This is a genomic window from Methanomassiliicoccus sp. (assembly GCA_012719175.1).
Classification (GTDB): domain Archaea; phylum Thermoplasmatota; class Thermoplasmata; order Methanomassiliicoccales; family Methanomassiliicoccaceae; genus UBA6.
Genome location: JAAYAX010000014.1, coordinates 76,046 through 87,770, shown reverse-complemented (window position 1 = coordinate 87,770; position 11,725 = coordinate 76,046). Strand labels below are relative to the sequence as shown.

Annotated in this window: 16 protein-coding genes, 1 tRNA gene and 1 pseudogene; 10 read left to right on the top strand and 8 right to left on the bottom strand. The window is 58.3% G+C overall.

The genetic code is table 11. The features are described from left to right. Positions 1 to 58: 58 nt before the first annotated feature. Both GXX95_10815 and GXX95_10810 read left to right on the top strand, forming a co-directional pair. The gene (locus tag GXX95_10815; GenBank protein NLT38626.1) at positions 59 to 766 is read left to right on the top strand and encodes an iron-binding protein; all 708 of its coding nucleotides are present in this window, start codon (positions 59 to 61) and stop codon (positions 764 to 766) included. 263 nt (positions 767 to 1,029) lie between these two features. Next, a pseudogene (locus GXX95_10810) lies at positions 1,030 to 2,136 on the top strand (DUF362 domain-containing protein). A gap of 180 nt (positions 2,137 to 2,316) precedes the next feature. Here GXX95_10810 and GXX95_10805 read toward each other — a convergent pair. The 4 genes from GXX95_10805 to GXX95_10790 form a co-directional block, all read right to left on the bottom strand. Next, on the bottom strand, positions 2,317 to 2,844 hold the full coding sequence (locus GXX95_10805) for a hypothetical protein (GenBank protein NLT38625.1): 528 nt from the start codon (positions 2,842 to 2,844) through the stop codon (positions 2,317 to 2,319). 101 nt (positions 2,845 to 2,945) lie between these two features. After that, positions 2,946 to 3,018, bottom strand: a tRNA-Val gene (locus GXX95_10800). Positions 3,019 to 3,254: 236 nt separating this feature from the next. Beyond that, positions 3,255 to 3,485 (bottom strand): hypothetical protein, encoded by a 231-nt coding sequence (locus GXX95_10795; GenBank protein NLT38624.1) that lies wholly within the window; start codon positions 3,483 to 3,485, stop codon positions 3,255 to 3,257. Positions 3,486 to 3,739: 254 nt separating this feature from the next. After that, positions 3,740 to 4,093: a hypothetical protein gene (locus GXX95_10790; GenBank protein ID NLT38623.1), complete on the bottom strand. Its 354-nt coding sequence runs from the start codon at positions 4,091 to 4,093 to the stop codon at positions 3,740 to 3,742. Between the two features lie 112 nt (positions 4,094 to 4,205). Between GXX95_10790 and GXX95_10785 the strand changes: the two genes are divergently transcribed. Together GXX95_10785 and GXX95_10780 are read left to right on the top strand one after the other, a co-directional pair. Beyond that, entirely contained in the window at positions 4,206 to 4,454 is a 249-nt protein-coding gene (locus tag GXX95_10785) for a hypothetical protein (GenBank protein NLT38622.1), read from the top strand. 14 nt (positions 4,455 to 4,468) lie between these two features. Then, on the top strand, positions 4,469 to 5,449 hold the full coding sequence (locus tag GXX95_10780; protein NLT38621.1) for a bifunctional N(6)-L-threonylcarbamoyladenine synthase/serine/threonine protein kinase: 981 nt from the start codon (positions 4,469 to 4,471) through the stop codon (positions 5,447 to 5,449). On the opposite strand, the gene GXX95_10775 is transcribed toward GXX95_10780, so the two are convergent. From GXX95_10775 to GXX95_10760, 4 genes are all read right to left on the bottom strand, one after another. Beyond that, the gene (locus GXX95_10775; protein ID NLT38620.1) at positions 5,450 to 6,808 is read right to left on the bottom strand and encodes a DHH family phosphoesterase; all 1,359 of its coding nucleotides are present in this window, start codon (positions 6,806 to 6,808) and stop codon (positions 5,450 to 5,452) included. It abuts the gene before it with no gap. A gap of 6 nt (positions 6,809 to 6,814) precedes the next feature. Next, on the bottom strand, positions 6,815 to 7,270 hold the full coding sequence (locus GXX95_10770; GenBank protein NLT38619.1) for a 30S ribosomal protein S15: 456 nt from the start codon (positions 7,268 to 7,270) through the stop codon (positions 6,815 to 6,817). Positions 7,271 to 7,370: 100 nt separating this feature from the next. Then, positions 7,371 to 7,724 (bottom strand): NUDIX hydrolase, encoded by a 354-nt coding sequence (locus GXX95_10765; GenBank protein ID NLT38618.1) that lies wholly within the window; start codon positions 7,722 to 7,724, stop codon positions 7,371 to 7,373. Then, positions 7,721 to 8,377, bottom strand: coding sequence for a fibrillarin-like rRNA/tRNA 2'-O-methyltransferase (locus GXX95_10760; protein ID NLT38617.1), 657 nt, complete (start codon positions 8,375 to 8,377; stop codon positions 7,721 to 7,723). Before GXX95_10760 ends, GXX95_10765 begins: the two co-directional genes overlap by 4 nt. A 103-nt stretch (positions 8,378 to 8,480) precedes the next feature. Between GXX95_10760 and GXX95_10755 the strand changes: the two genes are divergently transcribed. The 6 genes from GXX95_10755 (at position 8,481) to GXX95_10730 (ending at position 11,722) form a co-directional block, all read left to right on the top strand. Beyond that, entirely contained in the window at positions 8,481 to 8,939 is a 459-nt protein-coding gene (locus GXX95_10755; protein ID NLT38616.1) for a hypothetical protein, read from the top strand. Positions 8,940 to 9,019: 80 nt separating this feature from the next. Next, positions 9,020 to 9,325 (top strand): hypothetical protein, encoded by a 306-nt coding sequence (locus tag GXX95_10750; GenBank protein NLT38615.1) that lies wholly within the window; start codon positions 9,020 to 9,022, stop codon positions 9,323 to 9,325. Continuing rightward, positions 9,292 to 9,582, top strand: a complete 291-nt coding sequence (locus tag GXX95_10745) for a hypothetical protein (GenBank protein NLT38614.1) — start codon at positions 9,292 to 9,294, stop codon at positions 9,580 to 9,582. The genes GXX95_10750 and GXX95_10745 overlap by 34 nt, the downstream gene beginning before the upstream one ends. Positions 9,583 to 9,768: 186 nt before the next feature. Next, positions 9,769 to 10,542, top strand: a complete 774-nt coding sequence (locus tag GXX95_10740) for a hypothetical protein (protein NLT38613.1) — start codon at positions 9,769 to 9,771, stop codon at positions 10,540 to 10,542. Continuing rightward, complete coding sequence (locus GXX95_10735; GenBank protein NLT38612.1) at positions 10,539 to 11,345, top strand: NADH kinase; 807 nt, start codon at positions 10,539 to 10,541, stop codon at positions 11,343 to 11,345. The genes GXX95_10740 and GXX95_10735 overlap by 4 nt, the downstream gene beginning before the upstream one ends. Continuing rightward, a complete protein-coding gene (locus GXX95_10730; protein ID NLT38611.1) occupies positions 11,342 to 11,722 on the top strand; it encodes a hypothetical protein in 381 nt (126 codons plus the stop codon). The genes GXX95_10735 and GXX95_10730 overlap by 4 nt, the downstream gene beginning before the upstream one ends. Positions 11,723 to 11,725 lie beyond the last annotated feature (3 nt).

Here is an 11,725-nt window from a genome sequence, read left to right as displayed (position 1 = left end):
CCCTTTGGTGCAAAGGACTTATGCTCGATGTCTCATTACAGCGACTAGGAGTCGGTTCATGGTCGCCAGAGATGAAGCCAGGATCAAGGTATGCAAGAACGGCCCCTATCTCGTAACGGGAAAGGTACCTTTGATCGAAGAGACCACGTTAAGGGATGAGGATGGCATGCCCACAGAGTGGTCGAAGACCCGGAATTTTCCTGAGCAGGAGACCTACACCCTCTGTCGCTGTGGAAGCTCAAAGAAGGCCCCATATTGTGATATGACACATCTTGATATTGGGTTCGAGGGTAAGGAGAAGGCTCCCCGCGACAACTATATCGAGCGGTCCCAGCTTCTCTCCGGCCCTGGACTAGACATGAGGGACAGGACCGAGATATGTGCACGCGCTCAGTTCTGCCAGAGGTCAGGCGGAGTATGGAAGTTGGTGCAGGGGTCCTCTGATCCCTCCAAAAAGGACAAGGCCATCGAGATAATCGGACAGTGTTCGGCCGGACGTTTGGTAGCATACGAAAAGCAAGGCCCCGTGATCGAACCGCAGCTCGAAAGGATTATCAGCGTGACCCAGGACCCCGGCCGCAGGATAAGCGGCCCCCTGTGGGTGAAGGGCGGTATACCTGTCGAGAGCGCAGACGGTTTCACCTATGAGCGCAGGAACCGGGTGACGTTGTGCCGCTGCGGCCGGTCCAAGATACACCCTTTCTGTGACGGGACCCATCTGGGCGACGGGTTCGACGATGGGACATTACAGACTAAGCACCCGTGATCCAAGGCAAGAGGACCTGGCCCGCTGGCGAATAGAGGCTAAGTCATCTTCGACATCCAAACCAACGTAATGTGGTCATCGAGGTCCCCCACGCCGACTTAGCAAAGCATGTAGAGGATGGATCATGAAACCTCCTGCCCCGACAAGATGAGGTCCACCTTGCCTTTTTTCGTATGTTCTACCTGCTCGTTGCATCTGTTTTATATAAATTTCATCCATCGGCGATGCTGGTCAAATCCTAGAACAACGGTCAAGGTGAGATCATGACTAGCAAAGTTTACTTTCAGAACCTGCGGTCGAGGGGCGATAAGAGCAATAAGATCAATAAGGTCGGGACCTTGTTCGACCAGGCACAGTTCGGGCAGTTCATAGGGGATGGTGATCTGACAGCGATCAAGCTCCATTTCGGGGAGAAGGGCAATGACGGCTACATCAGCCCCGTCCTGGTCCGTTCGATCGTGGACCGTGTCAAGGCCAGGGGGGCCAAGCCTTTCCTGACCGATACCAACACCCTGTACTCCGGCAGCCGCCACAACGCGGTCGATCACCTCATCACGGCCCTGGAACATGGTTTCGATCTAACGGTCACGGGTGCGCCGCTGATGATCGCCGATGGCCTGCGAAGCGATAACGTCAAGGAGGTACAGATCGGTAAGAAGCATTTCTCCTCGGTGAAGCTGGCCAGAGATATTGTGAACGTAGATAGCATGATCGTGATGACCCACTTCAAGGCCCACGAGATGGCCGGCTTCGGCGGGGCCATCAAGAACCTGGCCATGGGCGGAGCGACGACCGTGGGCAAGAAGGAGCAGCACGCCTGCAGCATGGAGGTGAAGCATGACTCCTGCATCGGTTGCGGTTCCTGCGAGGAGGTCTGTCCGGAGGGAGCCATATCCCTGAGCCAAGGCAAGGCTACGGTGGCCGGGGATAGGTGCATCGGCTGCGGGGAGTGCATGACCGTCTGTCAGGAGAACGCCATCGAGCTCGACTGAACCTCTTCTATCGTCCCTTTCATGGAGAGGATGACCGAGTACGCCTATGGCGTGGCCAAGGTGCACGAGGGGCGCGTTGGCTACATCAGTTTCTTGACCAATATAACACCCGATTGTGACTGCTGCCCCTGGAGCGACGCACCCATCGTACCGGACATCGGTTTCCTGGCGTCAACCGACCCCGTGGCCATCGACCAGGCTAGCTATGACCTGGTGAACGCTCAGTTCGGTCTTTCCGCTTCGATGCTGGAGAGCAGCATGGAGGTGGGCATGTACAAGTTTCGCGGCCTCAGGGCCTTCACCGACCCCAGCGTCCAGCTCAGTTACGGGGAGGAGATCGGCCTGGGCAGCCGGAAGTATGAACTGGTGACCCGTTAACCATGATCGATGGTCCAACGGTCAAAACAGTTCCAGAAGGATGAGGAGTGAGGGAACCGCCGGGCGGAAGAGGTCATAGTTCGATCAGCTTTGTCGCCCGCAAGTAGCGTGGATCGGGAGGATGATGGTCACGGTAGAGGAGCGTCCCTGAGTCATGATGACTATAGACGGAGCATGCCATTATAGTTCAAATAAGGACCAAAATTTTCTATTGCGCAGCCTCTGGTCATCAAGCACGAGCTCCCTGATCGCTCCCGGCAGTTGAGCACGTTGCCACTGACATTCTAGGCGGCCAGCCTCACTACGTCCTTCTTCTGGGCTTGCCGCACGAACGGCTCTGATCCCGTAGGCGGATGCACCGAGTTCATGATCGGCCATGTGAGCAACCGCCACGGCGTGACCAGCGGCGCGGGCCGCCTCCCGAGCGGCCCCCGAGGTCTCCCTGGCCGCAGCATGTGCGACAGAGGAGGCCAAGCGGGCCTGCGACATCGTGATCTCACCTCGCGACCAGGCACGCGCCCTTTCTATGGCACGCCGTGGACGGTCGTCATCGGGCTTCTCCCCCTCGAATAGGTGTAGCACGTGCTCAGCACAATCGGCTGCCCAAAGAGCAAGAAGCCGATGATCGGTATCCTGCAATACACCGCCCCGTCGCACGGTAACAAACCTAGGGTCACGATCTCCGACATATCGTATCTGTTCGTCCATCCTGCTTCCCTCAGACCACCATGGACTAGGTGGATGAACTTGGTTAGTGTGAGTCTGGAGTTGGAACCTCCGGAATGACAAGATTTGATAGTGAAAATGAGTGGGCTCAGCCGGATTCGAACCGGCGATCTCCTCCGTGTCAGGGAGACGTCATAGCCACTAGACCATGAGCCCTTATATTGCGGGATTTGTCCATATATCGTCCTGGTCTATATCTTTTTCGCTGTTGGCCAGAGGGGAAAATTGATCTTAATATCACACTGGATATGTTTATTATTCATATTGAGAATAAATTGGGATAATCCTCAAAAGAGCGTAGGATAAGAAATGAACGTAGGGAGCCGAGGTCGCCCTACACCCAACATGTACATCGAAAGTTTACCATCAGAATGGCCCAGTATCGAGAACCGTCAATCGAACAGGTCCTCTCCGTAGACCACAAAGAACATACCCGTGGAAATAAGGATGGCTGCCACTGCCAATGTTAGCATGTTCACCATCAATGAGGTCATGGCGGAGGCATCCAGCACGTACATGCCCTCGCGCGGTATCAGGCTATAGATGGACCATGCTAAAGCTACGCAACCGACCTCGAACACACCCATGCCCAATACTTTGGCCATCGGCACGTCTTGCATCATTAGCTGCACCTCTGTCCGTAATAGCTAGGGCTATCTGGAATCAACGTCTGCCCGACCGTCCCCCCCTTAGGTATCATGGTCGAGCAGCGAATTTTGTTCGCTCTCATCTAATTCTCGTTTTCATTGTGAGGATGATATATTTATAGGATGTACCCCGGACCTATCCTCTTCGGGAGAAAAATGATGATGTTTTCAACATCGATGCACGCCTTGAGGACAACGGTGATCTCCGATGATAGAGCTTACTAATTCCATCAGGACCAGTACCCTACGTCCTCGAAGGTGAGCTCCACCTTACCGCAGGACGGACAAACATGGCGGCCAGTCAGGATGTTGGAGGAGGCATCCTCTCCCACGGGCTCCGCCGTGGTTCGGTCAGGATAGTATTTCTGCGAGAAATCCTGAGAGCCGTAGAACACCATCACCGAACGACACCTCCGGCATGTCTGTGGGGGGTGTCGCTGGTCCTTGAGGCCGAAGCTTTGGCACTTCGGGCATATTGCTGGCCACATATAGTGATCCCCTGCGCCCTGGAAACCGAAGCCTGTGTATAGGTCCTCGGACCGAAAGCCACAGGCCTTGCATTGAGCCCTCAATTTGGTCCCCATCGTCCCATCCATTTGGTCATCGTGATATGACAATATAAACCACTACCTCAGGAGGCACAGGCGATTTTATGAAAATGTATTAATCCCACCCCCGTATTGAGGTGGGAATCAGATGCCAGAGATCTTGCTCTTTACTAAGCCTGGATGTCAGAAATGCGACTACATCAAGGACAGAATTCCATCCGCTCTCGACGTCAGCCTGGTGGACACCTCCACTCCTGAGGGCCTCGCTGAAGCTGCATATTATGAGATCTTGGGCAAGCACACTCCTATACTGGTCGTCGATGATGAGGTCACCGAAGGGGCCATAGCTATAATGGCCCGCCTCAATCAGCTGTCCGAGAACGGAAAGAAGGTCTAGACCAACATACCAATATGATCTGCCTGGGGATCGAGGGTACGGCCCACACCTGTGGGGTGGGGATCGTGGACGAGAACGCCAATATCCTGGCGAACGAGCTCGACATGTACCGTCCTGAGAAGGGTGGCATCCACCCTCGGGAGGCGGCCAACCACCATTCTGATGTTGCTGTAACCTTGATACACAAGGCCGTGGGAAGTGCGAACATCTCGCTCCGTGATGTGGACGTGGTGTGCTTCTCCCAGGGTCCGGGTTTGGGGCCGTGCCTTCGCACCGTGGCCACAGCCGCGCGGGCCCTGGCCATATCACTCCACCGCCCCATAGTCGGGGTGAACCATTGCATCGCCCACCTGGAGGTGGGCGTCGCCAAGACCGATTGCACCGATCCCGTCCTATTATACGCCTCCGGCGGCAACACTCAGGTGATATCGTTCACCAACGGTCGCTTCCGCATCTTCGGGGAGACCCTGGACATCGGGATCGGGAACATGTTCGACAAGCTGGGACGGGAGCTGGGCCTGGGTTACTATGCGGGACCGAAGATCGAGAAGCTGGCCTTGGAGGGCGATAAGCTGCTGGACCTCCCGTACTCGGTGAAGGGCATGGACCTCGCCTTCTCAGGGATCATGACCGCGGCCATGGCCCACCGCGCCAAGGGCGAGAGGCTGGAGGACATATGCTTCTCCGTGCAGGAGACCTGCTTCGCCATGCTGTCGGAGGTCACCGAAAGAGCCATGGCGCACATCGAGAAGAGCGAAGTGCTCCTCGGGGGCGGCGTGGTGCAGAACAAGCGTCTCCGAGCTATGGTGGCCCAGATGGCACACGACCGGGGCGGGGAGATGTACGTGCCCGAGCCCAAGCTGTGCATCGACAACGGCGCCATGATCGCCTGGACCGGCATGCTCATGCATAAGGCAGGCGTCCGCATGAATGTAGAGGACACCAAGGTGGACCAGCGCTTCCGTACCGATGAAGTGGAAGTTACCTGGCGCTGATCACGCGGCGTCCTTTTTCTGGGCCTTCTGCTCCCCCACCATCTTGTCGACGAGTTCCAGGAACTCCTTTTCCCGGCCGCGAGGCACGGTCGCGCCTGAAGCGATGCGGTGCCCACCCCCCACTCCCCCTACCTTCTGGGAGCTTTCCCGAAGTGCCGCTGCCAGGTCCACTCCCTGGTCCAGCAGCTCGAACGTTCCCCGGGAGGATACCTTGATCTCCGTCCCTGTGTCCGCCAGCGCGAGCGTGGGCTTGTCGCGGTCCCCGAAATACTGCATGGTCACACCGCTGAGTATGCCTGATAGGCCGAGGTTCTCGTTCACAAAGTATTGGATGTTCTCACCTTTGGTGATGCCCTTCCCGATCACCCGCAGGAGGGACGCCTGCACCTCGTCCACGTACTCTTGTCTCAATGCTTGAGCATGCTTCATGGCCTCCTCGTCCCCCAGGGCCAAGGCTAGTCCCACGCCCTCATTGTTGGAGCGGCCGCAAGCGTTGAGCAGACCAGCGAAGGCATCCGCGCTCATGTCCCAGCGGGGAAAATGATAGCGCTCGTGTACCACCTCATCAAGAGTGATGACAGGTGTCCCCTGTGCTGTGAGCTTCAATGCTAGCAAGGAAGAGAGCTTCATGCGCTGGGCCTCCTCGATCTCCTCTGCTCTCGCCCCCACGGGTATTCCAGCCTCCTCCAGGAGGACCTTGGCACCCTCCGGCGAGCCGGAAACGCCGATGACGTAGGGATCGGTGGACCCCACTAAGCCGGACAGCAGCTCGCCCTCGGGTAGCATCGAACCTGGTCGGACCTCCACCACGTTCCGTTTTAAACCCTCCTCGAACAGCCACTGGTTCAGGCCTGATAGGCCCCGGATGGCCTGGCGGTCCCCGGCTATGCCGGCGAAGGCGATTCCCAGGAGGTCCCAGTTGCGCTCGTCCATCTCTACAGCCAGGAGCATGCATACGGCTGAAGCCGATCCGGAGGTCATTCCGTCGATCCCGACTAGATGGGGGTTGACATGCACCACCTTCTCCGAGTCCCGGGGTGGTGCATGATGGTCGAGAACGATCACCTTGCAGGGCAACCCCTCCAGTGCATCCAGATGCGAGGAGCCCATGTCACTGAGGATTAAAAGGTCGCACCCCTCTGCCATCTCCGAGATAAGGTCCTTGGTGAGGGACTTGGTCATGGTGGTGTGGAAGCGCTTGCCCGCCCTGAGGAGGGCGTTGCATAGCACGCCTGCGGAGGATATGCCGTCCGCATCGTAATGAGAGATGATGCGGACCTCTTGGAAGCGATAAATCTCAGACTTGGCTATAGAAATGCGAGAAAGAAGTTTATCAGGCAACGTGGTGCCTGGTTCCATTCGCCATCACTCAATCAATAGCTCAGCGTTGGCGATAGAGTACTGCCAATCCGCGGGAAGAGTTCCCTCGCGCTTGTAGTACTTCACGATGCGGCGGATCTTGGACTCCACCATTTGGAGGTTCCGCTTATTGGCGACGTCCTTCTTGTTTTCCATAAGGTGGGTCTGAAGGTTGATGGCCTTCCTCATCAGAGCGATCAGGTCGTCGGGGATCGTGGGCTGCAGGTCGTTCTCCTTGAGGATGTCCAGAACAGTCCTTCCAGTGGCCAGCTTTACATCGGGTACGGCGTGCTGGTCACGGAGCAAAAGGCCAATGCGGGCAGCGGGGATGCCGTCCTTGCCCATGGCGATGATCTTTTCCTCTATCTCGTCCTTGTTTAGGGGCACCCATGCAGGGTTCTCGGTGATCAGCGGGCGCTGGGAACCGGACTTGCCCCTTCTCCTGGCGTGCATACGGGCCATAGTGAAGTCTCCAAATGTGAATCGAATGGTGTTTGGGTGGCGAGGATAGAGCCAATTCCCATCCTAGTATTTAATCTTTAACGGCCTCCTTTCTGGCCTGTCAGCGATCGGAAGCATGCTTCTCTTCTCTCGCCCAGGCGATCAAAGGGAGGTACTCCACCAAGGGAAAGGACAGCTTTTCCGGCAGGTCCCGAAACCGTCGCCATGTCATCTCCCCCGCATCGACGCCGGGGCCCATGCGCGCTGCGAAGACCGTAACTTCGGAGGACTCCACCTTGCTGGAGATCTCGACCATCTCGTGCCCTACCTCCTCGCGGAACTCCCTCTTCGCCGCCTCCAGGTCGCTCTCTCCCGCCTCGACCTTACCACCTGGCATCTCCCAGCCATTCCTCTTGGGGTTGAAGACCATGACGAAGTCGTCACCATCGAAGGCGATGCAGTATACGTACCTCATGGGGAACCCACCGCAATCATGGCATGGTCCTTCTCCATAGGATCGAGCCTGACCACCTCCCGAACCTTCAGCCCGGCGCTTTGGAGCTGCCTCTTCGATTCCTCGTAGATGCGATGAGGGTCCTGGGACACGTCCTCGGAACGGGATTTTATCACCAGCAGCCCGCATCGGGCCGAGAACGCCTTGAAGTTCTTGATGAATATCTGTGCCTGCCCCCTCTGGGCGATATCCTGGTAGACGACCTCCACTCCCGCGATCCCGAAGGAGTACTCCTGCGGCTTGGTGGCATCGGCGAGGAACGGGACCATGTTAGGGCGGGACTCGCACACCGGGACCAGGTCGCGAAAGGAGCGCGGGGAGATCTCTACACAGTAGACCGTACCATCGGTCACGATATCGGCGATATGGCTCGCCGTGGTTCCGCTGGCCGCCCCCAGGTACAGGACCGAGGTGGACCGGCGGAAGGGGAAGAACGTGCCCCCTGACCTCACATAGGCGGCCAGCTTGCTGCGCGTGGGCACCCACTCCCGGTACTGGACCTCCTCCGAGATGACCAGGCGCTCCCCGTACACGGCCTTGCCCGGCGCGGAGTTGCGCGTGTACAGCCTTTCCCCATCGGTATAGACGCCCTCGAGATCGGTACCCCTTATCATCAGCCTCAGGCTTCAGGAACGCGCCCTCGATAAATAAATGCGGTGCGGACCCTGCCTCTAGGGAGTCCTATGTATTATTATCGGTCGGTGCGCTTCATACACGGTGCCTGATGCCAAGGACAAGGACCGGAAGATAGAGGAGCTCACTGAGCGCATCGCCAGCCTGGAGTCCTCACTGCGGGAGGTCACGCGACCCTACTCCCAGTTAGTGGAGCAGTTGGGACAGTTCCAGGGTATCGTGCAGAAGTACTTCCGGCTGCTGGACCTGTACCAGAGGCACGGGGTGATCGCAGTGGACGTGATCCTGCCGGAGCTGAAGGACTCTATGTCCCGGGAGATCATGCGCATACTCATGGACCGACCGGGTCTGAACATCTCCCAGATATCCGATGAGCTGAGGAGTCGAACAGGTTCGTCCAGCAGGAGGATCGTGAGGGAGCGCCTGGAGGACATGGTGAGGCAGGACCTGCTGACCGAGGAGAGGGGAAGCAAGGCCAAGACCTTCACGGTTTCGGCGAGAGTGGTCGAAAAGTGGTCAGAAGTGCTCGGATTGAATAAGTGAAGTGAACACTCATAGGACGATGCGAGAACGGCGAGGTCGGTGGCCACGAGCGTTCTCAACGTGACAAGGGGTGAAAGACAATGGCGAACAACGAAATGCCGGATGCAGAGCAGATACGGGACATCATGAAGGTGCTGTCCGAGACCGTACCCGGTCTCCTCGAAGGCCTGGCCAAGATACTGTACGGTGCCAAGGAGAGCGAGGAGTACGGGAAGGCCGTGGCCAATTTCTTCAAGGCTCTGAAGGAATCGGGAATGTCCAACGAGCAGGCGTACCAGCTCACCCGGGACTACATGAGCAACATGTCCCTGGGCAACATCATGAAGGGTGTGGCGCAGAGCGGGGACAGCGAATGGAAGAGGAAGGAGCGGTCACAGGAGGATTGAAGATGGAGCAGCAGGACCGGAGCGCGGTCCTGTACGCCGTGGCGTACGGACCCAGCATCGGCCTCAAGGTGGTCGTATCCTACCTCCGCATGAAGCGGGCGGCCCGTAGGGCGGAGAAGCGCTTCTATCATGAGCTGGTACGCTCTGGCCTACCGGCACCGGAAGCCCGGTCCCTAGCTCTGGAGTACGGCTCTGCGGTCAGCGTCAGGGAGCTTGTCTCCAATCTGGGCGACATGCCCTCCATGGGGCGACAGTAGGATCTGTTCAACGCGAACGGATACTCCCTGACCTTCCAGCGCTGGACGGATGGGCTCCGCTGGACCAGGCCAGTATTTTTCTCGCACTCCGGGGTTACCGGAGGAGTAGGACACCCGTTCACCTTCCAGATGGTCGTAGGTCCCACCTCGCAATAATGTTAAAGGAGGGTGTGCATACCGCAGGCGATGCAGTCCGAGCTGGAAAGGATCGCCATGCTGGTCAGGGAAGAGGTGCAGGCCCTCCCCCGTGATTTCGACCGTGGAAGGGAACTGTATATGGGCGCGGACGGGACGCCCACTGTAAGCATCGACAAGATAGCCGAGGACGTCATCCTCCGTGAGGTCGACGCGCGGGACCTTCCACTTAATGTGCTCAGCGAGGAGGCAGGCTTCGTCGACCGTGGCCATGTGAACACCCTGGTCGTGGACCCTATAGATGGCACCCACAACTCCGTGCACGGTATCCCGCTGTTCAGCGTCTCCCTGGCCGTCGGAAGGAATTCCCTCGACGATATCGAGCACGCCATCCTGCTGGACCTGGTGAACGGGGACCTGTACCGTGCTCAGAGAGGTCATGGGGCCACGCTGAACGGCACTACCCTCCATGTCCGAAGCCTCCCTACACAGGAACCGGCCATGCTTTTCTATCTCGGTCGTTTCGCTCATCCCCGGGCCTTTGAGTTGGTCAAGAGGTCCTCGAGGGTCAGGGCCATGGGGTGCGCTTCATTGGAGATGGCCCTGGTGGCCCAGGGTCGGTTCGATGCATACTATTTCAATACTGAGGTCTATGAGAAAGGTATACGGGTGGTCGACATCGCGGCCAGCGCTCTCATACTGAGGGAAGCGGGTGGCGACATCGTCGACCTGAAGGGTAGACGTCTGGACATGCCCTTCGACCTCTCGGCCAGGAGCAACTTCCTCGCCTACGGGGACCCTAGGGTAAAGGAGCTGATGTTATGAAGCTGGGTATAACGGCGAACGCGGAGATACCTGAGGCCATCAAGATGAGCAGGGAGGTGATGACCAAGCTCGACGGACAGGACGTGGTCCTGGAGTCCGGGATCGCCCGGCTGTTCGGGAGACCGGGGATGCCCATCGAGGACATGGACGTGGACGTCCTGATAACCGTAGGTGGGGACGGCACGATCCTACGCTCCCTGCAGCGGACCAGAGCGCCTATCCTCGGGGTCAACGCAGGCGCCCTGGGATTCCTCACCGAGGTGACCGAACCCTTCCTCGCCGCAGGTATCGATCGCCTTCTTTCTGGGGACTACTTCATAGAGGAACGAATCAAGGTGGCTACCAAGGTGGCCGGGGTCAAGCTGTACGATGCCACCAACGAGTCCGTGGTCCACACCGCCCATGTGGCCAAGATCAGGCATTTCCACGTGTACGTCGACGACCAGCTGGCCATGGACGTCAGGGCCGACGGCATCATCGTATCCACACCCACAGGCTCGACGTGCTACGCCATGTCCGTGGGTGGCCCGGTGATAGACCCCCGCATGGACGCCTTCGTCATCGCCCCTATGGCTCCATTCAAGTTCGCCACCCGGCCCCTGGTGGTGCCCAGCACCTCCCGCGTCCAGCTGGAGCTGTCGCGCCCCAAGCCCTGTCTGTGCGTTATCGACGGGCAGCACGAGCACCCCCTGGAGGGGGACGAACCGACAGAGTTCACCCAGGCCGAGGGCAAGAGCCGCTTCGTCCGCTTCGAACGGGACTTCTACGACCGCCTCCGGGAGAAGCTGGTCTGCTCTCCATGAGCAAGAGGAGGTCGATATGGGGCATCGAGGGGGACGTCCTCGACATGATCAACGAGGCGTCCCGAGAGTCCTTCCCCAATGAGTTCGTGGCCGCTCTAAGGGCGGAGGAGGGCATAATAACCGAGATACTATTGTTCCCTGGAAGCATCTCCAACGAGCATTCCGCGTCCATGCAGCTGCACATGCTGCCTATCGACTTCAGCGTGGTGGGCACGGTCCACTCCCACCCCGGGCCGTCCAACCGCCCCTCGGACGAGGACTTGCACCTGTTCAGTAACTTCGGCAACACCCACATCATCACCTGCCTCCCTTATGACCGGGGGAGCTGGCAGCCCTACGACCGCGCGGGTGCGAAGATCACCTTAGAGATAGTGTAGGCG

Bases quoted from the DNA above. Each gene is read 5' to 3' on its own strand.
- GXX95_10815 (NLT38626.1), top strand. From the start codon at position 59: ATGGTCGCCAGAGATGAAGCCAGGATCAAGGTATGCAAGAACGGCCCC.
- GXX95_10805 (NLT38625.1), bottom strand. From the start codon at position 2,844: ATGGACGAACAGATACGATATGTCGGAGATCGTGACCCTAGGTTTGTT.
- GXX95_10795 (NLT38624.1), bottom strand. From the start codon at position 3,485: ATGATGCAAGACGTGCCGATGGCCAAAGTATTGGGCATGGGTGTGTTC.
- GXX95_10790 (NLT38623.1), bottom strand. From the start codon at position 4,093: ATGGGGACCAAATTGAGGGCTCAATGCAAGGCCTGTGGCTTTCGGTCC.
- GXX95_10785 (NLT38622.1), top strand. From the start codon at position 4,206: ATGCCAGAGATCTTGCTCTTTACTAAGCCTGGATGTCAGAAATGCGAC.
- GXX95_10780 (NLT38621.1), top strand. From the start codon at position 4,469: ATGATCTGCCTGGGGATCGAGGGTACGGCCCACACCTGTGGGGTGGGG.
- GXX95_10775 (NLT38620.1), bottom strand. From the start codon at position 6,808: ATGGAACCAGGCACCACGTTGCCTGATAAACTTCTTTCTCGCATTTCT.
- GXX95_10770 (NLT38619.1), bottom strand. From the start codon at position 7,270: ATGGCCCGTATGCACGCCAGGAGAAGGGGCAAGTCCGGTTCCCAGCGC.
- GXX95_10765 (NLT38618.1), bottom strand. From the start codon at position 7,724: ATGAGGTACGTATACTGCATCGCCTTCGATGGTGACGACTTCGTCATG.
- GXX95_10760 (NLT38617.1), bottom strand. From the start codon at position 8,377: ATGATAAGGGGTACCGATCTCGAGGGCGTCTATACCGATGGGGAAAGG.
- GXX95_10750 (NLT38615.1), top strand. From the start codon at position 9,020: ATGGCGAACAACGAAATGCCGGATGCAGAGCAGATACGGGACATCATG.
- GXX95_10745 (NLT38614.1), top strand. From the start codon at position 9,292: ATGGAAGAGGAAGGAGCGGTCACAGGAGGATTGAAGATGGAGCAGCAG.
- GXX95_10740 (NLT38613.1), top strand. From the start codon at position 9,769: ATGCAGTCCGAGCTGGAAAGGATCGCCATGCTGGTCAGGGAAGAGGTG.
- GXX95_10735 (NLT38612.1), top strand. From the start codon at position 10,539: ATGAAGCTGGGTATAACGGCGAACGCGGAGATACCTGAGGCCATCAAG.
- GXX95_10730 (NLT38611.1), top strand. From the start codon at position 11,342: ATGAGCAAGAGGAGGTCGATATGGGGCATCGAGGGGGACGTCCTCGAC.